This window comes from Burkholderia sp. M6-3, from assembly GCF_050858985.1.
Classification (GTDB): domain Bacteria; phylum Pseudomonadota; class Gammaproteobacteria; order Burkholderiales; family Burkholderiaceae; genus Paraburkholderia; species Paraburkholderia caledonica.
Genome location: NZ_CP110090.1, coordinates 1960630 through 1985644 on the forward strand (window position 1 = coordinate 1960630; position 25015 = coordinate 1985644).

The 25015-nt window shown below is 59.1% G+C and carries 24 protein-coding genes and 1 pseudogene; 18 read left to right on the forward strand and 7 right to left on the reverse strand.

The window, feature by feature from the left end:
- Positions 1 to 13: 13 nt before the first annotated feature.
- Positions 14 to 967 carry a LysR family transcriptional regulator gene (locus OH764_RS08475; RefSeq protein WP_498848733.1) on the reverse strand — a complete coding sequence of 318 codons (954 nt, stop codon included), beginning with the start codon at positions 965 to 967 and terminating at the stop codon, positions 14 to 16.
- Between the two features lie 493 nt (positions 968 to 1460).
- On the opposite strand from OH764_RS08475, the gene OH764_RS08480 reads away from it, so the two are divergent.
- Together OH764_RS08480 and OH764_RS08485 are read left to right on the forward strand one after the other, a co-directional pair.
- Complete coding sequence (locus OH764_RS08480) at positions 1461 to 2360, forward strand: LysR family transcriptional regulator (RefSeq protein WP_498846449.1); 900 nt, start codon at positions 1461 to 1463, stop codon at positions 2358 to 2360.
- 147 nt (positions 2361 to 2507) lie between these two features.
- Positions 2508 to 3248, forward strand: a pseudogene (locus tag OH764_RS08485) (methyl-accepting chemotaxis protein); the annotation flags it as partial.
- A gap of 554 nt (positions 3249 to 3802) precedes the next feature.
- Here the strand turns inward: OH764_RS08485 and catC are convergent.
- The 3 genes from catC to OH764_RS08500 all read right to left on the reverse strand — a co-directional run bounded on the left by catC (position 3803) and on the right by OH764_RS08500 (position 6312).
- Positions 3803 to 4081, reverse strand: a complete 279-nt coding sequence (catC, locus tag OH764_RS08490; RefSeq protein ID WP_498846450.1) for a muconolactone Delta-isomerase — start codon at positions 4079 to 4081, stop codon at positions 3803 to 3805.
- Positions 4082 to 4156: 75 nt separating this feature from the next.
- A complete protein-coding gene (locus OH764_RS08495) occupies positions 4157 to 5284 on the reverse strand; it encodes a muconate/chloromuconate family cycloisomerase (protein ID WP_498848787.1) in 1128 nt (375 codons plus the stop codon).
- A gap of 104 nt (positions 5285 to 5388) precedes the next feature.
- Complete coding sequence (locus OH764_RS08500; protein WP_498846451.1) at positions 5389 to 6312, reverse strand: LysR family transcriptional regulator; 924 nt, start codon at positions 6310 to 6312, stop codon at positions 5389 to 5391.
- Between the two features lie 176 nt (positions 6313 to 6488).
- On the opposite strand from OH764_RS08500, the gene catA reads away from it, so the two are divergent.
- The 11 genes from catA (at position 6489) to OH764_RS08555 (ending at position 17060) form a co-directional block, all read left to right on the forward strand.
- Positions 6489 to 7424: a catechol 1,2-dioxygenase gene (gene catA / locus OH764_RS08505; RefSeq protein WP_498846452.1), complete on the forward strand. Its 936-nt coding sequence runs from the start codon at positions 6489 to 6491 to the stop codon at positions 7422 to 7424.
- Positions 7425 to 7530: 106 nt separating this feature from the next.
- Complete coding sequence (locus OH764_RS08510; RefSeq protein ID WP_498846453.1) at positions 7531 to 8889, forward strand: Rieske 2Fe-2S domain-containing protein; 1359 nt, start codon at positions 7531 to 7533, stop codon at positions 8887 to 8889.
- The gene (benB, locus tag OH764_RS08515; protein ID WP_214884260.1) at positions 8886 to 9374 is read left to right on the forward strand and encodes a benzoate 1,2-dioxygenase small subunit; all 489 of its coding nucleotides are present in this window, start codon (positions 8886 to 8888) and stop codon (positions 9372 to 9374) included. Before OH764_RS08510 ends, benB begins: the two co-directional genes overlap by 4 nt.
- A gap of 39 nt (positions 9375 to 9413) precedes the next feature.
- Positions 9414 to 10436 carry a benzoate 1,2-dioxygenase electron transfer component BenC gene (gene benC / locus OH764_RS08520; RefSeq protein ID WP_498846454.1) on the forward strand — a complete coding sequence of 341 codons (1023 nt, stop codon included), beginning with the start codon at positions 9414 to 9416 and terminating at the stop codon, positions 10434 to 10436.
- Complete coding sequence (gene benD, locus OH764_RS08525) at positions 10433 to 11209, forward strand: 1,6-dihydroxycyclohexa-2,4-diene-1-carboxylate dehydrogenase (protein WP_498846455.1); 777 nt, start codon at positions 10433 to 10435, stop codon at positions 11207 to 11209. Before benC ends, benD begins: the two co-directional genes overlap by 4 nt.
- A gap of 26 nt (positions 11210 to 11235) precedes the next feature.
- The gene (locus OH764_RS08530) at positions 11236 to 11634 is read left to right on the forward strand and encodes a RidA family protein (RefSeq protein WP_498846456.1); all 399 of its coding nucleotides are present in this window, start codon (positions 11236 to 11238) and stop codon (positions 11632 to 11634) included.
- Positions 11635 to 12240: 606 nt separating this feature from the next.
- Positions 12241 to 12462: a hypothetical protein gene (locus OH764_RS08535; protein WP_498846457.1), complete on the forward strand. Its 222-nt coding sequence runs from the start codon at positions 12241 to 12243 to the stop codon at positions 12460 to 12462.
- A gap of 321 nt (positions 12463 to 12783) precedes the next feature.
- Positions 12784 to 13554 carry a gamma-glutamyl-gamma-aminobutyrate hydrolase family protein gene (locus OH764_RS08540; RefSeq protein ID WP_498846458.1) on the forward strand — a complete coding sequence of 257 codons (771 nt, stop codon included), beginning with the start codon at positions 12784 to 12786 and terminating at the stop codon, positions 13552 to 13554.
- A 60-nt stretch (positions 13555 to 13614) separates the two neighbouring features.
- Positions 13615 to 14949 carry a glutamine synthetase family protein gene (locus tag OH764_RS08545; protein ID WP_498846459.1) on the forward strand — a complete coding sequence of 445 codons (1335 nt, stop codon included), beginning with the start codon at positions 13615 to 13617 and terminating at the stop codon, positions 14947 to 14949.
- A gap of 52 nt (positions 14950 to 15001) precedes the next feature.
- Positions 15002 to 16429: an aspartate aminotransferase family protein gene (locus OH764_RS08550; protein WP_498846460.1), complete on the forward strand. Its 1428-nt coding sequence runs from the start codon at positions 15002 to 15004 to the stop codon at positions 16427 to 16429.
- 169 nt (positions 16430 to 16598) lie between these two features.
- Positions 16599 to 17060: a TerB family tellurite resistance protein gene (locus OH764_RS08555; protein WP_481366594.1), complete on the forward strand. Its 462-nt coding sequence runs from the start codon at positions 16599 to 16601 to the stop codon at positions 17058 to 17060.
- On the opposite strand, the gene OH764_RS08560 is transcribed toward OH764_RS08555, so the two are convergent.
- Positions 17033 to 17914 carry a LysR family transcriptional regulator gene (locus OH764_RS08560; RefSeq protein WP_498846461.1) on the reverse strand — a complete coding sequence of 294 codons (882 nt, stop codon included), beginning with the start codon at positions 17912 to 17914 and terminating at the stop codon, positions 17033 to 17035. The two genes, OH764_RS08555 and OH764_RS08560, sit on opposite strands and share 28 nt — an antisense overlap.
- Before the next feature lie 132 nt (positions 17915 to 18046).
- Here OH764_RS08560 and OH764_RS08565 point away from each other — a divergent pair, with 132 nt between their 5' ends.
- The gene (locus OH764_RS08565) at positions 18047 to 18799 is read left to right on the forward strand and encodes a TerC family protein (protein WP_498846462.1); all 753 of its coding nucleotides are present in this window, start codon (positions 18047 to 18049) and stop codon (positions 18797 to 18799) included.
- 86 nt (positions 18800 to 18885) lie between these two features.
- Complete coding sequence (locus tag OH764_RS08570) at positions 18886 to 19179, forward strand: TFIIB-type zinc ribbon-containing protein (protein ID WP_498846463.1); 294 nt, start codon at positions 18886 to 18888, stop codon at positions 19177 to 19179.
- Between the two features lie 75 nt (positions 19180 to 19254).
- On the opposite strand, the gene OH764_RS08575 is transcribed toward OH764_RS08570, so the two are convergent.
- Entirely contained in the window at positions 19255 to 20652 is a 1398-nt protein-coding gene (locus OH764_RS08575; protein WP_498846464.1) for an MFS transporter, read from the reverse strand.
- Between the two features lie 383 nt (positions 20653 to 21035).
- Between OH764_RS08575 and OH764_RS08580 the strand changes: the two genes are divergently transcribed.
- Positions 21036 to 21989, forward strand: coding sequence for a 2-hydroxyacid dehydrogenase (locus tag OH764_RS08580; protein WP_498846465.1), 954 nt, complete (start codon positions 21036 to 21038; stop codon positions 21987 to 21989).
- A gap of 88 nt (positions 21990 to 22077) precedes the next feature.
- Positions 22078 to 22977, forward strand: a complete 900-nt coding sequence (locus tag OH764_RS08585) for a LysR family transcriptional regulator (protein WP_498848788.1) — start codon at positions 22078 to 22080, stop codon at positions 22975 to 22977.
- A gap of 57 nt (positions 22978 to 23034) precedes the next feature.
- On the opposite strand, the gene OH764_RS08590 is transcribed toward OH764_RS08585, so the two are convergent.
- Positions 23035 to 23826 (reverse strand): phytanoyl-CoA dioxygenase family protein, encoded by a 792-nt coding sequence (locus tag OH764_RS08590; protein WP_440782779.1) that lies wholly within the window; start codon positions 23824 to 23826, stop codon positions 23035 to 23037.
- A gap of 203 nt (positions 23827 to 24029) precedes the next feature.
- On the opposite strand from OH764_RS08590, the gene OH764_RS08595 reads away from it, so the two are divergent.
- Positions 24030 to 24941, forward strand: coding sequence for an MBL fold metallo-hydrolase (locus tag OH764_RS08595; RefSeq protein ID WP_498846466.1), 912 nt, complete (start codon positions 24030 to 24032; stop codon positions 24939 to 24941).
- The last annotated feature ends 74 nt before the right edge of the window (positions 24942 to 25015 follow it).

Genomic DNA, 25015 nt, shown 5'->3' on the forward strand with positions numbered 1-25015 from the left:
TACCAGCGCGCAGTCAAGACGTCTTCAGTTTTTGTGAAGACCCCGGCTCGCGCAGCCGCGCGCCGGGCCAGCGACCTTCCTGCACGAGTCGACGGACGACATCGGCGAGCACCACGCGGGCGGCGAGGCCCGCGGGTGACAGTTCGTCATCGGAGATGCTGGCGATCACGTTGGGCCGCGTGGCGTACTTCTCCGCCACGGGCACACTCTTCAGGACTACGTTCTCAGACCGTGCGAGCGCCGCTCCCGGCTGAATGGTCGCGCCCAAGCCGCTACGCACGAAGTCCATCAGCAGCGCGAGGCCATCCACTTCGGCGACGATGTTTGGCTCGTATTCGGCACGCCTGAACGCCGATGCCAGCAGCGAGCGCAACCCATGCGTGCCGCTGGGCAGAATGAGCGGCAGCCTGCCGAGATTCTTCAGCCGCACGGATGTGCTCACGGGCATGCCGTCGAGGTCGCCCGCGCCGATCAGGAACAGACGTTCGTCGAGCAGCGGCATGAGGCTGAAGCGCTGCGCGGGCTCCTCGCGGAACAGCACGGCGAGATCGATCTGACGCGCGCTAAGCATGGACGCGAGATAGCCGGAGAGGCTTTCGACCATGTGCAGCCGTACCTCCGGATAACGCGTGCGCATGGCCTGCATGAACGCGACGCCCAGCACGCTCGCCGTGCTCGGCGCCATGCCAACGCTCACGTGACCAGACAGACGGGCGGAGCGCGCGGCGAGCGCGGCATCGTCGATATGACGGAGGGCGAGTTGCGCCTGACGCCAGAACGCGAGACCCGCGTCGGTCGGCACGACCCCACCGGACGTGCGTTGCAGCAGACGCGTGGACAGCTCGCCTTCGAGGCGGCTGATCTGCTGACTCAGTGCCGATGTGACCACGCCGAGTTCCAGCGCTGCCTTGCCCATGCTGCCATGCTTCACGACGCCAAGAAAATAGCGTAATTGTCTGAGTTCCATCTAGCCGTTGGACAGAGAGTAGAAATGCATTCCGGCAATAAGTCAGCGATACGCTGTCCTTGCTTTGTCTGGACGGGAGTTCCGCCTCGTGACAAACAGCAGGATCGAGACGCTCCACATGCGCTCCGCAGACGTTAAGGTATAGGGAACTCTGCGGCAAGTGAGAGAGCTTTGCCCTTGTGCGCGGAGTCGTAGTCGACGGTTCTGAATTCTAGCCCCGCTGCGAGCTCCACGCGCTACTCCGAAGGGGGCGACTATGGCAAAGCGAACGATCCATACGTGCCATCGATCGAAGGCGGATCATCCACGTCAACTGGCGTCCGCCAGTTCAACCTGCACCCAAGGCAGTTGTAACCGACTCACTTGGTCGTCGTTTCAAGAAGCGTGTCCGGGATTGTTATAGTGCTGGTTCAGCAGCTAAACGATTCAATGGCAATAAAGAGCGCTGCCACCTCCGATAATCGACTTCCGATCAACAGTCTCGCGCCCCAATATGATGAACCTTGATCTACAGAGCCTTCGTATCTTTGTTTCGGCTATTGAGTCGAAGAGCTTGACCAAGGCGGCAGAAGAGAATGCCCTTGTAACGTCAGGAGCAAGTAAGCGAATCGCTGACCTCGAGAGCCGGCTGGGAGTGGATCTGTTGATTCGCCATGCGCGTGGCGTTCAGGGCACGCCTGCGGGTCTGTCGCTGTATCATCATGCAAAAGCAATCTTGCGCCGTGTGGAAATAGCACAAGACGTTGTCGCTGAATTTGGAAAGGCAGGAAATCCCAAAGTCAGGTTAGCCGCAAATCCATCATCAATCATTGCGTATATACCTCCAATAACACGGAGATATCTTTCGGAGTCTCCTACCGCTCGCATTGATCTGCAAGAGCGCTACAGCTACGACATTCCGCGGTTGGTTGCGGAAAATGATGCGGACGTCGGGATCTATCACGCATTGTCGCCGGCGCCAGGAGTGACATCTTATCCGTTCAAGCGGGACCGTATTGTCCTTGTTACACGCCGAGATCACCCACTCGCGCGTTTTGATGAGCTTTTCCTGGAACGTGCCAATTCGTACCCCTTCGTTGGATATTTTCCACGGCACACCTATGACGCATTCTCATCGTTTGCTGGAAGAAGCTTGTCACGTCCGCTCGATGTCAAAATTGAAGTTGGAAATTACGAGGCCAGATGCCGTCTCATCCAAGAAGGGATAGGAATTGGCGTGATTCCCGAACCAAACGCCTCTCCCTATTTGAATCTTTATAATCTGAAATCGCTAAAATTGCTGGACGAGTGGGCGGAGCGACAACTTTACGTTTGCATTTCGAATGATAGAGATTTATCGGACTATCCCGAGACGAAACGCTTCCTCGACTGCTTATTAGCTAAATCTGATTGAAACTAAAACGCCCTTTGCAACTCGTTCCGGATCAGCACGCGATCGTGGCAAGACACAAGCGATCGCGATCAGACCCTAAACGCTTTGCTGTTAGAGCAGGCTTCATTCAGATAGGGTCCCGCGATTGCTTGCACCGATGCTTTCCGCGGCTCGGAATCCATTGCCAGCACTACGCGGCAGATTGCCGCCGGGAACAACGACCTCTCGCAGCGCACTGAGGAACAGGCGGCCTCGCTGCAGGAGACGGCGGCCAGCATGGAGCAATTGACCGCGGCAGTCCGGCAGAACGCGGACAACGCGCGTACCGCACAACTGCTGACTGAGTCGGCGCATAGCGTCACGGCGCGCGGTTCGCACGTCGTCGGCAATGTCGTGGCGACTATGACGGAAATCCACCGCAGCTCACAAAAGATCGCCGACATCACCGGCGTGATCGAAGGCATCGCATTCCAGACCAACATCCTCGCGCTCAACGCCGCCGTTGAAGCTGCCCGCGCCGGCGACCAGGGACGGGGCTTCGCCGTGGTCGCGTCGGAAGTGCGTTCGCTCGCGCAACGCGCCGGCGCGGCCGCCAAGGAAATCAAGACCTTGATCGACGAATCGGCCGAACGTGTTGCGTCAGGCTCGCAGCTCGTCAGCGTTGCCGGTGAAACGATGCACGAGATCAGCGACTCGATCACGCGTGTGACCACAATCATGCGGGAGATTGCGAGCGCGTCCGACGAGCAGCGAGATGGCATCGAACAGGTGAGCCTCGCCGTGTCGCAGATGGACGAGGTCTCGCAGCAGAACGCGGCTCTGGTCGAACAGGCAGCGGCTGCGGCCACTTCGCTCGACGATCAAGCGAGGCTGTTGCGCGACGCAGTGGCGGTCTTCCGGTTGAGTTAGTCCGTTTTCGGATGCGGTACGGTGAGCGGGACTGTCGTGGCAACCAAATGCGGCCCGCGAGGTCACGTTGTACAACTTCTATACAGCATATTCATACGACGGAGAGATGTCGATGCGGCGCGTGTCGCGCGGCACTGGATGTGTTAACGAGGCAAACAATCATCGAGGAACTCGGCACGCTCAATACTCAGACCGCGGACTCCTGTCTGACCGAATCGCGAGAAAACCGCTTCTTTTGGGTAGCTGAATGTTTTCTGCCGTATTTTCGTATCCGGCCCATGTTCTGCTCGTCCGCGGGCTTGGTGTCGCGACCTATATGGCCGTACAAATCTTCCGGACGGCGACGAAGTGAATCAGGCGGTCGCCTTGATGGACCAATCGACTCAGCAGAATGCCGCACTTGTCGAGGAAATAGCCGCAGCTTCGGATTCGCTCAAGTCGCAGGGCCACGAACTCAACTCCACCGTCCGCTTTTTCAAGCTGTAGGGTTGGCGGCAGTGCCTTGTACCTCCGCGTACAAGACCCGCGCGCCGACGCAATCAACGGCGCTGCTTCTATCGTATCGACGAAGGGTGACGTGCAAGCGCTGTCACCTCGATCGACATGTACGGAAATAATGGAAGACCCGCAAGGATCTCGTGTAACTCGTCGTGCGAGTCGACGTCGAAGATACTGTAGTTCGCATATTGCCCAACGATCCGGTGCAATTGCTGCCATTTCCCCTGTCGCTGTAATTCTTGCGAATATTCCTTTTCACGCGCCTTGATTTCATTGGCTTGAACAACCGGCATATCTTGCGGCAGGTGTACATCCATTCTTGCGAGATACAGCATGTTCTCCTCCTTGCGAGACGCCCTTATCCATTGCTGGCGATTGCGTCATAACGAATGTGGAACGGCCCGGTGTGCTCAGGCCTGTTTATCACGGCGGTAAAAAGCGAGCTTTTCTTCATCGATCTGAAGTCCGAGCCCTGGCCCTTCAGGAAGATGCAAGTCGAAATCGCGATACTGGGGGCGAGCCGTCACCACGTCATCCTTAAGCAGGAGTGGGCCAAAAAGCTCAGTACCCCATGACAATTGCGGAAGTGCACTGAATCCATGCGCGGAAGCAATGGAACCGATGCTGCCTTCGAGCATGGTGCCGCCGTATAGCGCGACACCGGCGGCGTCGGCGACGGCAGCGGTCCGCATCATGGCGTAGATACCGCCGGACTTCGCAATCTTCAGTGCGAAAACGTCAGCGCATGAGCCTCGTACAAGATCGAGAGCGTCCTCGGGACCCGTGACGCCCTCGTCCGCCATGATAGGCACGATGAAGCGAGCAGCGAGGCGGGCAAGCGCTCCACGTTGCTCGCGCGGCGTGGGTTGCTCGATGAGGTCGATGCCGGCCGCTTCCAGCGCGGCAATTCCCAAGGCGGCATCGACTTCGTTCCATGCCTGATTCACGTCTACGGTGATTCTTGCGCGGTCCCCGAGCGCGGCCTTGATTTTTGACACGTGCGCTACGTCGTCGCGAACGCTACGCCGTCCAATCTTCAGCTTGAACGTATCGTGCCGACGTTCGGCAAGAAGCATTTCGGCTTCTTCGATGTCGCGATGGGTGTCGCCGCTCGCGAGCGTCCAGAGCACCGGAAGCGTCTTGCGAACAGATCCGCCTAGCAGCGCCGACAGCGGCACACCAAGACGTTTGCCCTGTGCGTCCAGCAGCGCCGTTTCAATGCCGGACTTGGCAAACCGGTTGCCGCGGGCCGCCTTGTTCAGCTTGAGCATGACGTTGTTGATGTTGGTCGCGTCTTGTCCCACCAACACTGGCGCCAGGTAGGTGTCGATGGTCAGTTTGATGCCTTCGGGACTCTCTTCGCCGTAAGAGAGACCACCGATAGTCGTCGCCTCCCCAATGCCCTCGATGTCGTCGCTCGCGCGAAGGCGGATGATAACCATGGTTTGTTGTTGCATCGTCGCCATGGAGAGCTGATGCGCGCGAATGGTTGGAAGGTCAACCAGAATCGCTTCGACAGAGGTGATTTGGGGATTCATACCTGAGATGACGAGATGGATGGGTTGCTGAAGTATTACGCGTGCAATCTTCCGCTGTCCAAGACCATCGACGTCTAGTGCCATACCCCCGAGGTATGACAGGCTTACCGACCCCCGTCCGTACGGGCGACGGATGCCACCTGCTCTTCCTCGTACAGTCGATAAATCAGATCGAGCATCTCGCTGATGTCGCGCGACTCGTCCATCGCACGCACGCTCATGATGATTGGCGACACCAGAGTCGGGTCGTCCAGTTCCTTATAGCTCACGTCGTCGCGCTTCAAGCCATAGACGCTGCTCGGGACAATCGAAATCCCCTCGCCTGCGGCGACTAGCCCCAGCGCAATTTGTATTTCGCGGACTTCATAGATCTTTCGCGGCTTCAATCCGCGATCCTGAAAAGCAGCGAGGACCTGGTCCGCGTAGCTCGGACGGGGCGTTTTCGGGTAGATGATGAGCGTTTCGTTTATGAGGTCGCGCAAGGCCGAGACAGGCCTGGAAATCGAAAGCGGGTGGCCGAGAGGGAACGCGACAATCATCTTCTCTTCTCGCAAAACCACTCGCCGGATGTTCGGATCTTCTAGCCGGATGCGGCCAAACCCGATGTCGATGCGTCCGTCCTTGAGCGCCCTTATCTGGTCGGTAGTGGACATTTCGTGAAGGCTGAGCTCGACCGTCGGGTTCTCGTCGCGAAAGCGGCGGATTATCTTTGGCAGCAACCCGTATAGCGTCGATGCGACAAAGCCGACGGACATGCTGCGCTCGATGTTGCCGACTCTGCGTGTCATCGACTCGAGTTCTGAAGTCTGTGCCAGCAGTTGCACCGCGTGGCCGTAAAAGAACTTGCCCGTCTCGGTCAGTTTCAGCGGGCGCGAGTTTCTTTCGAAGAGTTGCACGCCCAAGGTCTCTTCCAGTTGCTGTATCTGCCGACTGAGCGGCGGCTGGGCGATGTGAAGCCGTTGCGCGGCACGCGTGAAATTCCGCTCCTCGGCAACCGCCACGAAGTACCGGAGGTGTCGCAGCTCCATTTAATACCTCTTAGATATAGCCCGATACTAAATCGGTGTTGGACCGGTCGGTTTGGCCTCAACTATCCTGCATTCATACCGAGTTTCACAACCCGATTATACCTTCTGAGCATACTTAAACTGCGCAGAATCAAGGGTTAACCCCATCGAAAAATAGAGAGAGTCAGGAGCAGACAATGAACCCCAAAGTGTTTGAAACGAACGAAGTGCAAAACCTTCTCGCGGCCGCCGCCAACCTTGGTCGCGAGGACGGCAACGCTCGCGCCAAGGAAATCACCCATCGCTTGCTGAGCGACCTGTTCAAGGCCATCGACGACCTCGACATGACCCCCGATGAAATCTGGGCGGGCGTGACCTACTTCAATAAGCTCGGGCAAGACGGCGAAGCGGCGCTTCTGGCTGCAGGTCTTGGGCTGGAAAAGTATCTCGACATCCGCATGGATGCGCAGGACCTCGAAGCAGACATCCATGGCGGCACGCCGCGAACCATTGAAGGACCGTTGTATGTCGCTGGCGCGCCGGTGCGTGACGGTGTGTCGAAAATCGATGTCGATCCCGACGAAGACGCTGGCCCGCTCGTCATTCATGGCACCGTGACCGGACCCGATCGCAAGCCCGTGGCGGGCGCGGTGGTCGAGTGCTGGCATGCCAACTCGAAGGGTTTCTATTCGCACTTCGACCCGACCGGTGCACAAAGTGAGTTCAACCTTCGCGGCGCAGTGCGAACCGGTGCCGACGGTAAATACGAATTCCGCACGCTCATGCCGGTTGGCTACGGCTGCCCGCCGCACGGTGCGACCCAGCAACTGCTGAACATGCTTGCGCGACACGGTAATCGTCCGGCGCATGTGCACTTCTTCGTCACCAGCGATAAAACGCGCAAGCTGACGACGCAAATCAATATCGAAGGCGATCCGCTGATCTGGGACGACTTCGCCTATGCGACCCGCGAAGAACTCGTACCTCACGTGGTAGAGAAGACCGGCGGCATTGCCTTGGGTCTGAAGGCGGATGCGTACAAAGAAATCCAGTTCGACATTGCGCTGAGCCCCCTGATCGAGGGTAAAGACAATCAACTGGTCAATCGCCCGAGGGCGTCAGCCGCGGTCTAACCGCTCGACACGGCGGCTTTCTTACCGACTCGCTGCCTGATTCTCCGCATAAATCACTGAACCGATGCAAGGGCTCCGCCGTGGAGCCCGCATAGGGAGAGCAAACATGTCTGCAATTATCGACAAGGCGTTGAAGCTGGAAGACCTGCTGAGTAACGCAGTGCAAGACGACAAAGAAAACGGTGTTTTCCGCTGCCGCCGCGACATCTTCACCAATGCCGATTTGTACGAACTCGAGATGAAGCACATCTTCGAGAGTAACTGGGTTTATCTCGCGCACGAAAGCCAGATTCCTGACAACAACGACTACTACACCACGTCGATTGGTCGTCAGCCTATCGTCATTACGCGTGACAAGACCGGCGAATTGCACGCGGTCATCAATGCTTGCGCGCACAAGGGTGCCATGCTGTGTCGTCGCAAGCACGGCAACAAAAGCAGCTTCACCTGCCCTTTTCACGGCTGGACGTTCTCGAATGCTGGAAAGCTTCTGAAAGTGAAGGACGAGAAGACCACCCAATACCCGGTGCAATTCAACAAGCAAGGTTCTCACGATCTGAAGAAGGTTGCGCGCTTCGAGAGCTATCGCGGTTTTCTGTTCGGCAGTCTCAATGCCGAGGTGATGCCGCTTGAGGACTACCTCGGCGAGACGACGGTCATCATCGATCAGATCGTTGCGCAAGCACCGGACGGCCTGGAGGTGTTGCGCGGAAACTCCTCGTATATCTACGACGGCAACTGGAAGATGCAGATGGAAAACGGTTGCGACGGTTATCACGTCAGCACCGTCCACTGGAACTATGCCGCGACGATGGGCCGACGCAAGGAAGAAGGCACCAAGGCAGTGGATGCGAATAGCTGGAGCAAGTCGATTGCCGGCGTGTACGGATTCGAGCATGGTCATATCCTGCTGTGGACCAATACCATGAACCCTGAAGTGAGGCCGGTTTATCGGCACCGCGACGAAATCACGGCGCGCGTGGGTGAAGACAAGGGCAAATTCGTCATCAACCAGACCCGCAATCTGTGCCTTTATCCCAATGTCTTCCTGATGGACCAGTTCAGCACGCAGATTCGTGTGGTTCGTCCGATTAGCGTAGACCGGACCGAAGTCAGCATCTTCTGCTTCGCCCCCAAGGGCGAGAGTGCCGAAGACCGCGCGATCCGCATTCGCCAATACGAAGATTTTTTCAACGTATCAGGCATGGGGACCAGTGACGACCTCGAAGAATTTCGCGCGTGTCAGTCCGGTTACGCCGGTTCAACGACGATGTGGAACGACCTCTCGCGCGGTGCTCCGCTGTGGATTCACGGACCCGACGAAAACGCCAGGAGCATGGGCTTGAATCCGCTCATCTCGGGAGAGCGTAGCGAAGACGAGGGCCTCTTTGTCGTTCAACACGAGTACTGGCTGCAGGTGATGCGCGAAGCGTTGCGAAAAGAACAGTCGGAGGCGACGGTATGAGCTTCGACTATCAAAAAGTATGTCGCGCGCTCTATCAGGAAGCCCGTTTCCTGGATGACCGTCAATGGGACGAGTGGCTCGCCTGCTACACCGAAGACGTCACTTACTGGATGCCGGCGTGGGACGACGATGACAGGCTGACAGAAGACCCGCAAACGCAAATTTCGTTGATGTACTACCCGGACCGGGGCGGCCTTGAAGACCGCGTGTTCCGCATCAAGACCGAACGAAGCGGCGCTTCGATGCCGGAACCGCGCACGAGCCACAACGTGACCAATGTAGAAGTGCTGGCTGAACGTGATGACGAGGTGGACCTTCGGTACAACTTCAACACGCTCATTCATCGCTACAGGATTACCGACCAGTTCTTCGGCACGATGTACGTAACCTTGCGCAAGGTCGACGACCGTCTGCTGATTTCCAGCAAGAAGATCGCACTGAAGAACGACTATATCCGCCAGGTGCTCGACGTCTATCACGTTTGATGCGACCGGTCGAATAGAGACAAGGAAGTAGGAGACAACATGTCCAGCTACAACATTGCACTGAACTTCGAAGACGGAGTAACCCGCTTCGTCGAATGCAAGGCCGGCGAGAAAGTTCTCGATGCCGCCTTTCGCGCCAGGATCAACTTGCCGATGGACTGTTCCGACGGCGTATGCGGTACCTGCAAATGCCGGGCGGAGAGTGGCCGCTACGATCTGGGCGACGATTACATAGAAGACGCGCTGACCGACGACGAGAAGCAAAGCGGTCTCGTCCTCACATGTCAGATGGTTCCCGAAAGCGATTGTGTCATTGCTGTCCCCGCATCGTCGACGGCCTGCAAGACTGAGCAGAGCAAGTTCGCCGCGACGGTCACAAGAGTCGAAAAACACAACGACGCTGCCGTCGTGCTAGAAATGGATGTTGACGGCACTCCGCCCGTGTTTCTTGCCGGTCAGTACGTCAACATCGATGTACCCGGCAGCGGCCAGCATCGCTCCTACTCGTTCTCATCGTCGCCCGGCGAATCGAAAATCAGCTTTCTGATCAAGAAGATTTCCGACGGCGTCATGAGCACATGGCTCGAGTCCGCCCAGCCGGGCAACAAGGTTCAGTTGACGGGACCGATGGGCGTCTTCTATCTGCGTGCAGTCGAACGGCCCTTGCTGTTCCTTGCAGGAGGTACTGGGCTAGCCCCATTCCTGTCGATGCTGGAAGTGTTGGCCCGCGCGAACTCTCAGCAGAAGGTCCACCTCATCTACGGCGTGACGCGAGACCTCGACCTGGTTCTGGTCGAAGCCATTCAGGCATATACGTTGAAGCTTCCGAATTTCACGTTCAGCACCGTTGTGGCCGCAACCGAATCCGTGCACCCGCGCAAGGGCTGGGTGACACAGCACATGCCCGCAGAATGTTTGAACGACGGAGATGTCGACGTGTACCTGTGCGGCCCGCCGCCGATGGTCGACGCTGTACGCCAATACTTCGACGAAAACGGCGTAGAGCCAGCCAGCTTTCACTACGAAAAATTTACCCCCAACGTTGCCCCGGTGGACGCATGAACGCGCAACGGTTCGAAGGCAAGGTAATGGTCGTCACGGGAGCGGCGCAGGGAATCGGACGCGGCGTTGCTCTGCGTGCAGCATCGGAGGGTGCGCAAGTGCTGTTGGTGGACCGCGCTGAGTTTGTCCACGATGTTGCCGCCGAGGCGATCGGCGCCGGCACAGCCGGCTTCGTCGCTGACCTCGAAACGTATGAAGGTGCGGCTTCGGCAATGGCTTTTGGCGCGCAAAAGTTTGGCCGGATCGACATTCTCGTGAATGGCGTCGGCGGCGCGATTCGCATGCGGCCTTTCGCGGAGTTCGAGCCGGCCCAGATTGATGCTGAAATCCGCCGTTCCTTGATGCCGACCCTCTATGCGTGCCACGCTGTTTTGCCTCAGATGCTGTCGCAAGGCCGTGGAACGATCGTCAACGTCTCATCGAATGCCACGCGAGGTATTCGCCGCGTGCCCTACTCGGCTGCCAAGGGCGGCGTCAATGCTCTCACCCAGTCGCTCGCGATGGAATACGGCGAATGCAACATCCGCGTGGTCGCTGCCGCCCCTGGTGGGACAGAGGCGCCATCTCGACGCGTGCCTCGCAACGAAGCCGGAGATACCGAAGCGGAGAGAACCTGGATGAGCGAAGCCGTCAAGCAGGTGGTCGAGTCCACCTTCTTCAAGCGCTATGGAACGCTTGAGGAGCAGGTCGCGCCGATCCTCTTTCTTGCATCCGACGAAGCTGGCTACATCACGGGCGCCGTGTTGCCGGTTGCCGGCGGCGACAACGGCTAGAGCCTAATCAGTCTGGAGACGCGGTAATGAAGGAACGCAAAGCCGTTGTGCCCGCCGGAATGGAGGCGGTGTACGAAAGAATTCGCTACGCCCCCGCAGTCAAGGTCGGGAACACCATATATGTGTCTGGCCAGGTGGGTCGCGATGCGAAGATGCAACTCGTCGAAGGTCGCGAAGCGCAGACAATTCAAGCGTTCGAGAACCTGAAGAAAGTACTCGAGGCTGCAGGCGCTTCGCTGAGCGACGTGGTGGACCTCACGACGTTCCACACCGATATGCGCGACTTACCTGTATTCCTGGAGATACGCGACCGCTACCTCACGACGCATCCCATGCCGGCATGGACGGCCATCGGCGCGCATATGCTCGGGGGCACAGCCGGCTATATCGTCGAAATCAAGGCCGTCGCCGTCCTGCCCGATTAACCGTGGAGCGACCAATTTCCGAGGAGACCGAGGGGGCGGGTGTGGCGAAAGTGGCCGGCAAGCAACGCGCCATGCTGCCGCAATACTGGTTGGTCGAGCGGACGACGCGGCAGGATTGGGGACTGTGTTCAAGCAAAACATCTGTATTTGATGTCGACAGCGATGGGAGACGAAGAGAGCAAAAGTTGTGACGCGGTCTTCAATGGTGACCGCAAATCCTGATTGGTCAGAAAACGTTTTTCAATGTAGTTTCCGGCCACACCGCTCGAGCGCTTTTTCAATTCCGCTTCGCGACAGCAAACCGTGAATGCTCCGAAATATCCAATACGCAACAGTCCTTCTTTTCAGCGGCGAATTTGCGGACCGCCTCGGGAAAGCACCGAGCGCGTTTTTCCAGAAATGGTTTGACGGCGTTATTGGCTCGTATATCCTGACTTATAGGCGGTCGCTGTTCGCACATCGCAGGACACTCGCTTGTGTTTTGCGATGCAGCGAAATCATTTCACAGTGGTTCAAGGCGACCATCCCAACGTCCTGTTTCTTTAAACGCCCCGTGCGGATGAGCAGGCCGTTCAACACTTTCAACGTTGCCAGTCGAGTGTAATCGTGAGAGTCCGTGGCCCTTTGGTGAAATGGAACCGCAGCCAGGCGAGTTGTCCTCGCGCTGACGGCGCCATCGCCGACGGCAGCAGCGGCAGCCTTGCGTTCCGCCGCTTCGTCTCCGTCTTCAAAATCCTTTCGCGTCGTTCAGTTCGACGTCACAACTCTATCTCCGCCCGCGCTTTCATTGCCGTGCGTACGGACGAAGTCGCGTCGCTGTTGCCCTAGCGCCTCCCTATTTTTCGCCGTTGGATTCGTCCGTCTGCGCGAACGCGTTCGCTCGAGCCGCGCGTTTGCGCATGTGCGGTGCTTAATGCCATCCATGTGTTTCGCACGTGTCGGCCCGGATGTGCAGCGCACCCGCCCTAATCGAACGGCCAATCTGATCATCACGCGCGGCGCGTTTCGTTGACGACGACCGCCTGCCTTATTCCGTCGGCTTGACGCGTGGCGTCTGGCTGAGGACTGGTGTCGCGCTGCCATTCACGGTGCGTACGCTGCGTCTCGAATCGGCCGCGTCGCGCGGTTGAATACACACGTCAATTCGTTATGCGAAATAAACCATTGATTGGCATTACCGCCGATAGAACGACGACAGGACATCATCCTTCGCACGAGGTTGGTGAGAAATACATCGCTGCGATCGTCGACGGGTCGCAGGCGCTCGCATTGCTGCTGCCTGCGCTGGGTGAGCGTCAGTCCACGGAAGATGTACTGGCTACTGTCGACGGTCTGTTTTTCACCGGCAGTTATTCGAATCTCGAGCCGCACCGTTACGGCGGCAAGCCTTGTGCGACCGACACGCTGCACGATGCAGCCCGCGATGCGACGACGTTACCGCTGATGCGCGCCGCGATTGCGACGGGCGTGCCGGTGCTCGCCGTATGCCGTGGCTTGCAGGAAATGAACGTGGTGTTTGGCGGGACGTTGCATCAAAGCGTTCATGCGGTCGCGGGCTTCAGCGACCATCGCGAGAACAAGGAGGATCGCCTCGACCTGCAATACGCACCGTCTCACACGGTCTCGCTGACGCAAGGAGGCTTGTTGCAGCGTCTCGCGGGCGGCCCAAACGAAGTGCGCGTGAACTCGTTGCATGGCCAGGGTATCGAGCAGCTGGGCATGGGTCTCGTGGTCGAAGCCACTGCGCCGGACGGACTGATCGAAGCGGTGAGCGTGAGCGGTGCACGCGCTTTCGCGCTGGGCGTGCAGTGGCACCCGGAGTGGAAGCATGCCAGCGACCTCCTCTCCACCGCGATCTTTTGCGCGTTCGGCAATGCGTGCCGCGAACGTATGCGTGCCAAACGCGAGAACTGGCTATGAGACTCAGCTTGCCGACGCCAGGCAGGCCTGCGCGATAGCGCAACAAACAGAGAGCAAATCATGCATGACATCGACGAATTTCTGAAGAAAAATCACGTGACTGAAATCGAAGCGATCATCCCGGATATGGCGGGCATTGCTCGCGGCAAGATCATTCCGCGCAGCAAGTTCGAGTCGGGCGAGTCCATGCGCTTGCCGCAGGCCGTGATGATCCAGACCGTCACCGGAGACTATCCGGACGGCGGCACACTCACGGGCGTCACCGACCCCGACATGGTGTGCGTACCCGACTCCAGCACGATACGAATGATTCCATGGGCCGTCGATCCGACCGCTCAGGTGATTCACGATTGCGTTCACTTCGACGGCACGCCTGTCGCCATCTCGCCCCGCCGCGTGCTGCGCCGTGTGCTCGAACTGTACAAGGCGAAGGGCTGGAAACCGGTCATTGCACCCGAGCTCGAGTTCTATCTGGTCGATATGAACAAGGACCCCGACCTTCCGCTGCAGCCGCCCATTGGCCGCACCGGGCGCGCCGAGACCGGACGTCAGGCCTACTCTATAGAAGCCGTCAACGAATTCGACCCGCTCTTCGAAGACATCTACGAGTATTGCGACGTTCAGGAACTGGAAGTCGACACGCTGATTCATGAGGTTGGCGCCGCGCAAATGGAGATCAACTTCATGCACGGCGACCCGCTCAAACTCGCGGACAGCGTGTTCCTCTTCAAGCGCACGGTGCGCGAAGCGGCATTGCGTCACAAGATGTACGCCACCTTCATGGCCAAGCCGATGGAAGGCGAGCCGGGCTCGGCCATGCATATGCATCAAAGCCTCGTTGACGGGGAAACCGGCCACAATCTTTTTACCGGCGCAGACGGTAAGCCCACGTCGCTTTTCACCAGCTACATAGCGGGCTTGCAAAAATACACGCCCGCGTTGATGCCGATTTTTGCCCCATACATCAATTCATATCGGCGTCTCTCGCGCTTCATGGCCGCGCCGATCAATGTCGCCTGGGGCTACGACAATCGCACGGTCGGCTTCCGCATTCCGCATTCGGGGCCGGCTGCGCGCCGCATTGAAAACCGGATTCCCGGCGTGGACTGCAACCCATATCTCGCGATAGCGGCGACGCTCGCGGCCGGCTATCTCGGCATGACACAAAAGCTCGACGCAACCGAGCCGCTGCTGAGCGACGGATATGAGTTGCCGTACCAGCTACCGCGCAATCTCGAAGAGGGGCTGACGTTAATGGGGACCTGCGAGCCCATTGCAGAAGTACTCGGCGACAAGTTCGTGCAGGCGTACCTTGCGCTAAAAGAGACTGAATATGAAGCGTTCTTTCGGGTGATCAGTTCATGGGAACGCCGGCATCTGCTATTGCACGTTTGAATCAAACGCGAACCCGAACGCGAACGCAGACCTGATAAAACCCGGAGGCAGTATGAGCTACAGGACCGAAGAAATCGCCTACGTGCAACCTGCCGCAGGCGCACGCGCCGCGCAGCAACGCACCACCGCGGAGTACCGCGCGCTGGATGCCTCGCACCACATTCATCCGTTCTCCGACATGGGCGCGCTCAATCGGAGCGGCAGCCGCGTGATCGTGAAAGCCCACGGCGTGTACTTGTGGGATTCGGAAGGTAACAAGATCATCGACGGCATGGCGGGCCTGTGGTGCGTCAACGTCGGTTATGGCCGCAAGGAACTGGCCAATGCGGCGTACAGGCAAATGGAAGAACTGCCTTACTACAACACGTTCTTCAAAACCACTCACCCGCCGGTAATCGAGTTGTCGGCGTTGCTCGCGGAACTCGCGCCGGAGCCGTTCAATCACTTCTTCTACTGCAATAGTGGGTCGGAAGCCAACGATACGGTGCTGCGTATCATCCATCGATATTGGGCGACGCATGGTAAGCACTCGAAAAAGGTGGTGATTTCGCGCAAGAACGGCTACCACGGTTCGACGATCGCAGGCGGTACGCTTGGCGGCATGGGCTACATGCACGAGCAGATGCCGTCGAAAGTCGAGAACATCGTGCATATCGATCAACCTTATTTTTTCGGCGAAGCAAGTAGCGGTCAGACACCGGGAGAGTTCGCGCTTGCCCGGGCGCAACAACTCGAAATGAAGATCCTGGAAATGGGCGCGCAAAACGTGGCTGCGTTTATCGGCGAGCCTTTCCAGGGTGCAGGCGGCGTCATCTTTCCGGCATCCTCATACTGGCCGGAAATTGAGCGCATCTGCCGCAAGTACGACGTCCTGCTAGTCGCCGACGAAGTGATTGGTGGTTTTGGCCGCACCGGGGAATGGTTCGCTCATCAACTTTTCGGCTTCCAGCCCGATCTGATCACAATGGCGAAAGGGCTGACGAGCGGCTACATACCGATGGGCGCCGTCGGCCTGAACGACCGCATTGCCAAAGCGATTATCGGAAACGGCGAGTTCAATCATGGTCTGACATACTCGGGCCATCCGGTGGCCGCCGCCGTTGCGGTAGCAAATCTCCAATTGCTGCGCGACGAAAAGATTGTCGAGCGCGTCAAGACCGATACGGGACCCTACTTCCAGAAGAAGCTGCGCGACACCTTCGCGCACCATCCGATTGTCGGCGAAATTGCCGGTGCCGGACTCGTGGCGGGATTGCAGCTTGCGGAAGAGCCCGCCTCGCGCAAACGCTTTGCTAATGGCGGTGATATAGGCGGCGTTTGCCGGGACTTCTGCTTCAACGGCAATCTGATCATGCGCGCAAGCGGCGACCGTATGCTGCTGTCGCCGCCTCTGGTCATCAGCAAACAGGAAATCGACGAGCTTGTTTCGAAGGCGAAGAAGGCGATCGACGCCACGGCAACGCAACTCGGCATTTCATGACGCGAGTCTTACCTGCATGGAACTGGAGGCGACCGGCGCCGCGATTGACAGCACCCTGAAGCATCGGTTTTTCCGAACCATAACTTCGCTATTAACAGGTTTATCCGACTCGGGTATTGCCGCAGACTGGGCTCACTTCAACACGGACATCGCCTCCAAGGACCCGATCATGCGAACCTATCCGCGTAATAGCCCCCAGGCAGCAGCACGTATCGTCGCGCTGGCCCTCACTTCGGACGGCCATGTGTGCAGTTCGGAAGAACGCGTGCTGGAAAAGCTGGACATCGCGGGCGAACTCGGTCTCGCGCCGGCCCAGTTCGCGCACATCGTGCAGACGCTCTGCGAGGATCGCTCGATTGCGCAGATGTCGTCCGCGCCTCCAATGGGCCGTCTGGACGCGGCCATGCTCACGACACTCATCGACGAAATCGACGATCCCGTCTTGCGTCGCAAGATCATTCGTCTTTGTGTCGCGGTAACGGTCGCGGACGACTATCTGGCCGACGGCGAAATTGCGTTGCTCGCTGCGGTCTTCAACGCATGGGGACACGATCTGAAACCGGCAGCAGGCCGCGCGGGGCTTAAGTGGCCTGCGTCGCGCGCTCATGGGCGCGCAGTGGCCACCACCTGAGAAGCTAGCGCATGATGCTGGCCGCGGCGCGAGCGGATGGCGTGGATCTCTTCGATCACTCCGTCCGCGCGGCCGAGCCAGCGCAGGCCGCGCAGTAGCGACAAATCTTCCGCACCCAGTTCAGCGAGCGGAAATACGCCCAAGCCGCGCGCGGCGAACACCGCCATCAGCGCGCTGTCCTCGAACTCGCCGACGACGCGCGGCCGGATACCCTGCGAATCGAACCAGCGGTCTAGCCGCCCACGCAACGCGCCGTGGCGCGTCGGCAGGAGCACTGGCAAGTCGGCCAGGCACTGCGGAAACCCGGCGCGCGCCGATTTGCGCGCGATTTCAGCCGGACCGTACCAGTCCACCGGCGAACCGACGAGCCGCTGGCTCACCACGCGCAGATCGGAATTATGCGGCGCCGGTTGACATGCGAGCACGAGATCGAGCCGGTGCAGTGCGAGTTCGGATAACAACTGCGCGTGCTCGCCTTCATGACACAAGAGCCGGAGCGACGGCGTGCCAAGCACCGGCGCGAGCAGTGCGTGCGCCGCCAGCTTCGAAATGCCGTCGGACAGACCGACCGCCAACCGGGCGACGCCCTCGCCGCCCGCCTCGCGCATGTCATCGAGCAACGCCTCACCGAGCTGAAAGATCTGCTCGGCGCGACTAAACGCAGTCTCGCCGGCTTCTGTCATCGCGACGCCTCGGCCAGCGGGCTTGAGCAATTGACGCCCGATGGACTTCTCGAGTTCACGCACCTGCGCGCTGATCGTCTGAACGGCCATATCGAGCCGCTCAGCCGCGCGCGCGAAGCCGCCCTCCTTAACGACGATCCAGAAATAGTACAAGTGACGGTAGTTGAGCATGTATGTGGTCCGCGACGATGAACTTCGGAAAAACCGATCTATCTCTCAGATTAACACTGGTTTATCCGATCACCGAGCGCGGCGATCATGAGCGTTATTCCAACGTCATCCATTTATAAGCAGACGTACACCATGGACACCCTGCTCACACTCGCTGCCGACCCTGCCGCGTGGATTGCGCTCCTCACGCTGGTCGTGATGGAGATCGTGCTCGGCATCGACAACCTCATCTTCATCTCGATCCTCAGCAACAAGCTGCCCGAGGCGCAGCGCGCTCGCACGCAGCGTCTCGGCATCATGCTCGCGCTAGGGCTGCGACTCGGGCTACTCGGTACGGTTGCCTGGATCGCGCAGTTGACCGCGCCCGCCATTACCCTGCTCGGCCACGCGTTCTCGTGGCGCGATCTTATTCTGCTCGGCGGTGGTCTCTTCCTCGTGTGGAAGGCAACGCGTGAGCTGCATCACCACGTGGTTCACGCGGAAGAGGAACGCAGCAGCGCGGGCAGCACTGTCCAGTTGACCGTCGCTGGCGCAATCGGCCAGATTCTGGTGCTCGATATCGTGTTTTCGGTAGACAGCATCATCACGGCTGTCGGCATGACCGAGCATTTGCCGATCATGTTTCTCGCGGTCATTAGCGCCGTTATGGCGATGCTGTTCGCTGCTCGTCCGCTGTCGCAGTTTATCGAGCGCAACCCGACCATTGTGACGCTCGCATTGAGCTTTCTACTCGTGATCGGCATGACGCTGATTGCAGAGGGCTTTGGAACGCATGTGCCGAAGGCCTACATCTATGTGGCGATGGCGTTCTCCGCGTTCGTCGAGGCGGTGAACATGCTGGTGCGCCGCGCGAAAACCAAACGCGCAATCGGTACCGGTGAATAACCGGATCGGCGTTTTCCCGCCCGATCAGGTAGCGTGTCGGATCGGGCACCCGGCGTCTTTGTACTTGTACTATAAGGAGCGACACCATGAAATGCCCTGCTTGCAAGACAACTGATCTGCTCATGACCGAGCGTCGCTCGGTCGAGGTCGACTATTGCCCCAACTGCCGCGGCGTATGGCTGGATCGTGGCGAGCTCGACAAGCTGATCGCGCAAGACACCGCGGAGACCGGCTCGCGCAGTGCTGCGCGCGCAAGCCGCCATGACCACCGGGAGCATGATCGAGCTTACGACAGTGACCGCCGGTACGACGATCATCGCTCGGGTTATCGAACGCAAAAGAAGAAGCGTTCGATTTTCGACGTGTTCGATTTCGACTAAGCGCTCACCACGTTTTTTCGAGCATAGCTACGACGTGGTGGTCGCGTGGGCCGCCCGCGGCCACTACCCACGCTCCTATTTCGCTTTTCCGTCGGCGCTATCACCACGCCCCGCGGCAATCGGTTCGATCACGCTGAAGAGCAGCAGCAGGCACAACAGCGCGGTGCCGACCATATAAAGAAACACGCTCGTCCAGCTGTACTTGTCGAGCAGAATGCCGACGACCAGCGGCGCGCATGCGCCGCCAATCTGGCCCAAGCAGTTCACGATACCGAAGGCCGCTGGATACGTGGACTTGGTTGCGAGTCCCATCGGATACGCGGAATAGCCTGCAAAGCCGATGCCGAGCATCAGGCCCGCCAGTATCAGCGCAACCCCGAGATACGCGACGCTGTCGGGCGCGTCGATCAGCAGAAGCATCATCAGCATCGTGCCGAGCGCGCCGAGCATCATCATCGGCTTGCGGCGGCCACCCAGCAAGCGGTCGGAGATCACGCCGCCCAGCATGTTGCCGGCCACCGCACCAATGAATGGCGCCGATGCGAGGAAGCCCATTTTTACAGAAGCAAAACCCTTGACGGTCACGAGATACGTCGGCATCCACGACATGAAGATATTGCTGATCCCGATCATGCAACCGTAGCCGATCGCGACGCCCAGGATATTCCATGAACCGAACACCTGCCGGATCGTCTCGAGTTGAGCAACACGCCTTGTACGATTGAACGCATCCAGATACGGAATATGCGCAACTTCGTTGCGCCGCGATGTGTGCGCGCCGTGGGCCTGGCGCGGCGTATCGTCGGCGATATAGCGTTGTTCGGCCTCGGAACAGAAGCGGTTCTCGCTCGGCGAGTTCGTCACCGTGAACATCCAGACTATGGCGAGCAAAATGCCTGGCACAGCGAATACATAGAAGATTTCTCGCCATCCCCACAACTGGATCACGACGATGCATACCGACGGTACGATCAGAGGACCGAGCTTCGACGCCGCGATCCACAGTCCCGTCGCCGTGCCCTTCTCTTTTGCGGGAAACCAGCGGTTGATCACGTTCGTGCAGCCGATACCCAGCGGGCCTTCCGATAGACCCAGACCCACGCGGTATGCCTGCAACAGAAACACCGACGACGTGGTACCCATGAGGCCAGTAAACACCGACGTGAGTATCATGAAGATCGAAAACAGAAAGCCGGTGGTCTTTTCGCTGAGCCGTTTATAAAGCAGGCCGACCGGAATCTGCACGAATCCGTACGCAAAAGAAAAGAGGCTCACGATCAGTCCCGCCTGCGTGTTCGTAATGCCGTATTCCTTCTTCAGGTACGGCAAGGCAATGCCGAAATTGGCGCGATCGGCGCAGGCAATGGCCCAGACGCAAAAGATCAGCCCCATTACGATCCAACGGTGGCCGGTGCGCTTCTCCGCGACCGGTTGCGCTTTCGCGCCCGCGACGACACCCTCGGCATTGTTCATACCGGTCCCCTCACGGTGTTGCGCGGGAAAAGGGGCGTAAAAGCAATGGGCGCGATACGGCGGCACGTTTTCACGTTTGTCTCCAATGTGCTTGAAACTTATTTCCCTTCCCTGCTGGGAAGTGGGCGAAGGAACGCTCCTTCTGACGGTTTTGATTCTGTCCGCGGTGCCATACGCCGTCCAATCTTTTCTCGCTATTGATTGATGCCGGAATTGAATCGATAGCGCTCGCCCCTCACGCGTCGATCCGTGGATCAACTGATAGCGTTTTGGGATTGGACGCGGCGAATGAAAAAGCCCATCATCCGCCGACATTGCGACTGGATGCGTGCGCCGGGTACGGCGTCGCGACGACCGCCAACTACAACAAAGGAGCGCACGGAATGAAACCGAACATTCTGCAACTGAACCCGATTCTGATTCCCTCGATCAACGACACGCTCGCCTCGCTCTATACCGTGCATCGCCTGTTCGAACAACGCGACAAGGACGCGTATATCCGCGAGCACGGCCAGTCGATCAGAGGCGTGATCACCGGCGGCCATACCGGCATCGAGAACGACATGATTCAACGCTTGCCCGCGTTGGAGGTGATTGCGGTGAACGGCGTGGGCACCGATGCGGTAGACCTCGAATTCGCGCGTTCGCGCGGCATTCCGGTCACGGCAACGTTCGGCGCCTTGACCGAAGATGTCGCCGACCTCGCGATCGGTTTGATGCTCGCGGTGTGCCGCGAAATATGCGCGGGCAACGAGTTCGTCAAATCGGGCAACTGGCAGAAGAATCCGCATCCGGGCGCATTGCCGTTGTCGCACCGTCTGAGCGGAAAGCGGGTAGGCATCGTCGGGATGGGTAAAGTCGGTCGCGCAATTGCACAACGCGCGACTGCATTCAATTGCCCGATCACGTACACCGACTTGCGACGCATGGACGATGTCGCGTATCCGTTCGTTGCCGACCTGCTGTCGCTCGCGCGCGGCTGCGATTTTCTGGTGCTCGCGGCCGCCGCCGACAAGGCGCAAGGCATCGTGAATGCCGCGGTGCTCGACGCGTTGGGCAAGCACGGTTACCTGATCAACGTGGCGCGCGGCAAGCTGGTGGTCGAAAGCGATCTGGTCGACGCGTTGCGTGGCGGCGTAATCGCGGGCGCGGGTCTCGACGTGTTCGTCGACGAACCGAATGTGCCATCCGCGCTCTTCGAAATGGACCGTGTCGTGCTGCAGGCGCATCGCGCAAGCGCCACGGTCGAATCGCGCACGGCGATGGGTGAAATGGTGCTCGCCAGTCTCGCGCAGGCACTGGCTGGGCAACGTCCAGAAGGCAGCCTCACGACGTGACGCAGCGGCTGTTCTGCCATGCCCGGATCGAGCGAGAGCGTGCGCACCTATAATGACCGTCGACTTCCCTATCCACGTCGATACAAGAATGCTCGATCTCGGACAAGTGCGTTGCTTCGTTGCGGCGGCAACAGAACTGAACTTCAGGCGCGCGGCTGCGCTGCTGAACATGACGCAGCCGCCGCTGAGCAGACAGATCCAGTTACTCGAAGACAACCTGGGCGTGATGCTCTTCGAACGCATTGGCCGCACGGTCAAGCTGACGACGGAAGGCCGCGTCTTTCTCGCGGACGCCACGCGTCTGCTCAATCTCGCCGAGCAGGCAGAAAGCACGGTACGGCGCGCGAGCAAGGGCAAAACCGGGCGCGTGCGTCTTGGCTTCACCGGCGCCGCAGGCTATGAACTGATCCCCGAATTGCTGGTAGCGGCAGCTGACGTGCTGCCCGAGATCGACGTGGTATTGCTCGAACTGGTCTCGGCCGCGCAGATCGAGGCGTTCGCCGCGAACGCGATCGATCTCGGCTTTCTCCGGCCGTTGCCATCCAGACAAAAGCTCGAGTTCCTTCTCGTCGACGAAGAGCCGTTGATCGTCGCGCTGCCGAAGCGGCACACGTTGTGTCAATTCGAGCAGATCGCATTGAAGCAACTCGACGAGCAGCCGTTCATCATGCATTCGCCTACGCAGGGCAAGTACTTTCACGACCGCATCATGGGCATGCTCGCGACCGAAGGCGTGAATCTGAATATTGCGCAGTACATCGATCAGACGCCCACCATTCTGTCGCTCGTGCGCGCGGGGCTAGGCGTTGCGATTTTGCCCGCGTCGGCGCAGCGGTTCCACTACGACAACGTGGAATTCCGGTTCATTGCGCAGCATTCGATCCAGGCCGAGATGAGCATGGCCTGGCGAGCGGATCAGGACAATCCGGCCGTTATTGCTTTCCGGTTAATGGCTGCGGAGTACTTTGCACGGAAGGCGCGGGGCTGATTTTCCGGTCCGGCATCCGCGCCTCCCAACGCATCACACGAAACGCAAAGACACCCGTCAATAAGCAAACTTGCGATAGTGCTCGGCACCGGGTGCCGTATCCAGTTCTTCGACCCGCGGCATGTATCGCAACAACCGTTTGCCCCGCGCGCTCAGCTGGTCGTAGACAGCCGCCGGTACGTCGATATGCACTTCGGGCCGAAAGTACCAGCTTCTGCTGTAACCGATCACCACCATTGGACGCGGGACGTCGGTCTTGTTCGGCGTGCCGCGATGCAGCGCCCGCACGTCGCGAATCATCACATCGCCCAGCTTCATTGGAATCGCCTGCAATGGCACGCGCCCTTCGCGCCACGCCTGCAACGCCTCCTCCGAGCGCATACGATGCGTGCCGAGCGTGGTCTCGAAGGGACCGTTTTCCAGCGTGACATCGCATAACGGGAAGTTCACTGCAAGCTGGAACGAAGGCGTTTCCGGCTCGCCGTCGAACAGCGCCGGCGTGTCGCGGTGCACGTCCTGATAAGTGGAGCCGTTGAGCGGCGTGTCGGTGGCGAGTTGGCACATGACAGGATCGTCACCGGCCACGCGCTCGACTATCGCGAGCACGTCCGCATCGCAAAAGATGGTTTCGTCGGCAAACACGCCGGTAAACGGCAGCGTGATGTAATGCCGGTTTTCGCCGCGTACGGCCGTCGCTTTGGATGCAAGCCGCTCGTCGAGCAACGGTTCGAAAGCCTCGGCCCATGCGCGAAGCTTTTCCGCCGGAAAATGGTTTCTCAATACGACCATTCCGTCGCGTTCGAACGCCGCGGCGAACTCGTCAAGCTGGTCCTCTGAATAGCGTCCCACATTTGTCTCCGTGATTTTTTGTGCGGACTTCAAATGTACCGCGTCGGCGACGCGCTGTCTTGAGCGTGGAAAAAGACGCACGCGTGTGTGCACCGTTTTTGCAGCGCGCCTCGCAGCACATGTCGAGATAACGGCGTAACGGGCGCGGCCGGGTATATCGCTTGCGCCAGTTTGCGGAACCTTCCCGCTCTGGTAGAAAAGCGATGATCGTGCACCATCTGAACTGCATCTCCACCTGTCCGTTGGGCGGCCGCCTGATGGACGGGCGCACCCGGTCGCTCGCCGAGCGCGGGCTGCTCACCTGCCACTGCCTGCTTGTCGAGACCTCCGCGGGACTCGTGCTGGTCGACACCGGCTTCGGGCTGCGCGACGTCGCCGATCCGCGCTCGCGTATCAGCCGTTTCTTTCTCGGGCTCGTGAGTCCCGATTTCCGCGAGGAGATGACTGCGATCCGCCAGATTCAGCGTCTCGGATTCAGTCCACGCGACGTCACGCATATCGTGCTGAGTCATCTGGACTTCGATCACGCCGGCGGTCTCGACGATTTTCCGCATGCGACCGTGCATATGTTGCAAGTGGAGCGCGATTACGCGTTCGAGCAAAAGACGTGGATGGACCGCCAGCGTTTTCGTCCGCAACAGTGGTCCACTTCAGGGAACTGGCGCGTGTATCAGGCAAGCGCAGGCGAAGCGTGGAACGGCTTCTCGCGAGTGCAGCAACTCGACGGACTGCCGCCTGAACTACTCGTCGTTCCGTTGCGTGGACATACGTTCGGGCATGCGGGGATCGCCGTGAACACGACTGGCGAGCAGTGGCTTTTCAACGCCGCGGATGCCTACTTTTATCACGCGGAGATGCACGCGAATCCGCATTGCACGCCGGGACTGCGCATGTATCAGTGGATGCTGGAGAAGGACCGCACTGCGCGTTTCGACAATCAGCGGCGCTTACGCGAACTCGCGCAACGCGAGTCCGCTGTGACTATATTCTGCAGTCACGACGTGACCGAATTCGAAAGGCTCGCGAAGCGCGCTGCAAATGTGCCTGCGCAGAGGCCGGGACATGGGTCCACCGCCATGCAAGCCTCGCTGTCGTCAAACAGCCGCATTGCGTGACGGTACGACAAGCGGTACGACAAGCGGTACGACAAGCGGGACGAGAAGCGGGACGAGAAGCGCAACGGCGAGAT

Coding starts and splice junctions, on each gene's coding strand:
- OH764_RS08475 (WP_498848733.1), bottom strand. CDS start 967: ATGGAACTCAGACAATTACGCTATTTTCTTGGCGTCGTGAAGCATGGC.
- OH764_RS08480 (WP_498846449.1), top strand. CDS start 1,461: ATGATGAACCTTGATCTACAGAGCCTTCGTATCTTTGTTTCGGCTATT.
- catC (WP_498846450.1), bottom strand. CDS start 4,081: ATGCTGTATCTCGCAAGAATGGATGTACACCTGCCGCAAGATATGCCG.
- OH764_RS08495 (WP_498848787.1), bottom strand. CDS start 5,284: ATGAATCCCCAAATCACCTCTGTCGAAGCGATTCTGGTTGACCTTCCA.
- OH764_RS08500 (WP_498846451.1), bottom strand. CDS start 6,312: ATGGAGCTGCGACACCTCCGGTACTTCGTGGCGGTTGCCGAGGAGCGG.
- catA (WP_498846452.1), top strand. CDS start 6,489: ATGAACCCCAAAGTGTTTGAAACGAACGAAGTGCAAAACCTTCTCGCG.
- OH764_RS08510 (WP_498846453.1), top strand. CDS start 7,531: ATGTCTGCAATTATCGACAAGGCGTTGAAGCTGGAAGACCTGCTGAGT.
- benB (WP_214884260.1), top strand. CDS start 8,886: ATGAGCTTCGACTATCAAAAAGTATGTCGCGCGCTCTATCAGGAAGCC.
- benC (WP_498846454.1), top strand. CDS start 9,414: ATGTCCAGCTACAACATTGCACTGAACTTCGAAGACGGAGTAACCCGC.
- benD (WP_498846455.1), top strand. CDS start 10,433: ATGAACGCGCAACGGTTCGAAGGCAAGGTAATGGTCGTCACGGGAGCG.
- OH764_RS08530 (WP_498846456.1), top strand. CDS start 11,236: ATGAAGGAACGCAAAGCCGTTGTGCCCGCCGGAATGGAGGCGGTGTAC.
- OH764_RS08540 (WP_498846458.1), top strand. CDS start 12,784: ATGCGAAATAAACCATTGATTGGCATTACCGCCGATAGAACGACGACA.
- OH764_RS08545 (WP_498846459.1), top strand. CDS start 13,615: ATGCATGACATCGACGAATTTCTGAAGAAAAATCACGTGACTGAAATC.
- OH764_RS08550 (WP_498846460.1), top strand. CDS start 15,002: ATGAGCTACAGGACCGAAGAAATCGCCTACGTGCAACCTGCCGCAGGC.
- OH764_RS08555 (WP_481366594.1), top strand. CDS start 16,599: ATGCGAACCTATCCGCGTAATAGCCCCCAGGCAGCAGCACGTATCGTC.
- OH764_RS08560 (WP_498846461.1), bottom strand. CDS start 17,914: ATGCTCAACTACCGTCACTTGTACTATTTCTGGATCGTCGTTAAGGAG.
- OH764_RS08565 (WP_498846462.1), top strand. CDS start 18,047: ATGGACACCCTGCTCACACTCGCTGCCGACCCTGCCGCGTGGATTGCG.
- OH764_RS08570 (WP_498846463.1), top strand. CDS start 18,886: ATGAAATGCCCTGCTTGCAAGACAACTGATCTGCTCATGACCGAGCGT.
- OH764_RS08575 (WP_498846464.1), bottom strand. CDS start 20,652: ATGAACAATGCCGAGGGTGTCGTCGCGGGCGCGAAAGCGCAACCGGTC.
- OH764_RS08580 (WP_498846465.1), top strand. CDS start 21,036: ATGAAACCGAACATTCTGCAACTGAACCCGATTCTGATTCCCTCGATC.
- OH764_RS08585 (WP_498848788.1), top strand. CDS start 22,078: ATGCTCGATCTCGGACAAGTGCGTTGCTTCGTTGCGGCGGCAACAGAA.
- OH764_RS08595 (WP_498846466.1), top strand. CDS start 24,030: ATGATCGTGCACCATCTGAACTGCATCTCCACCTGTCCGTTGGGCGGC.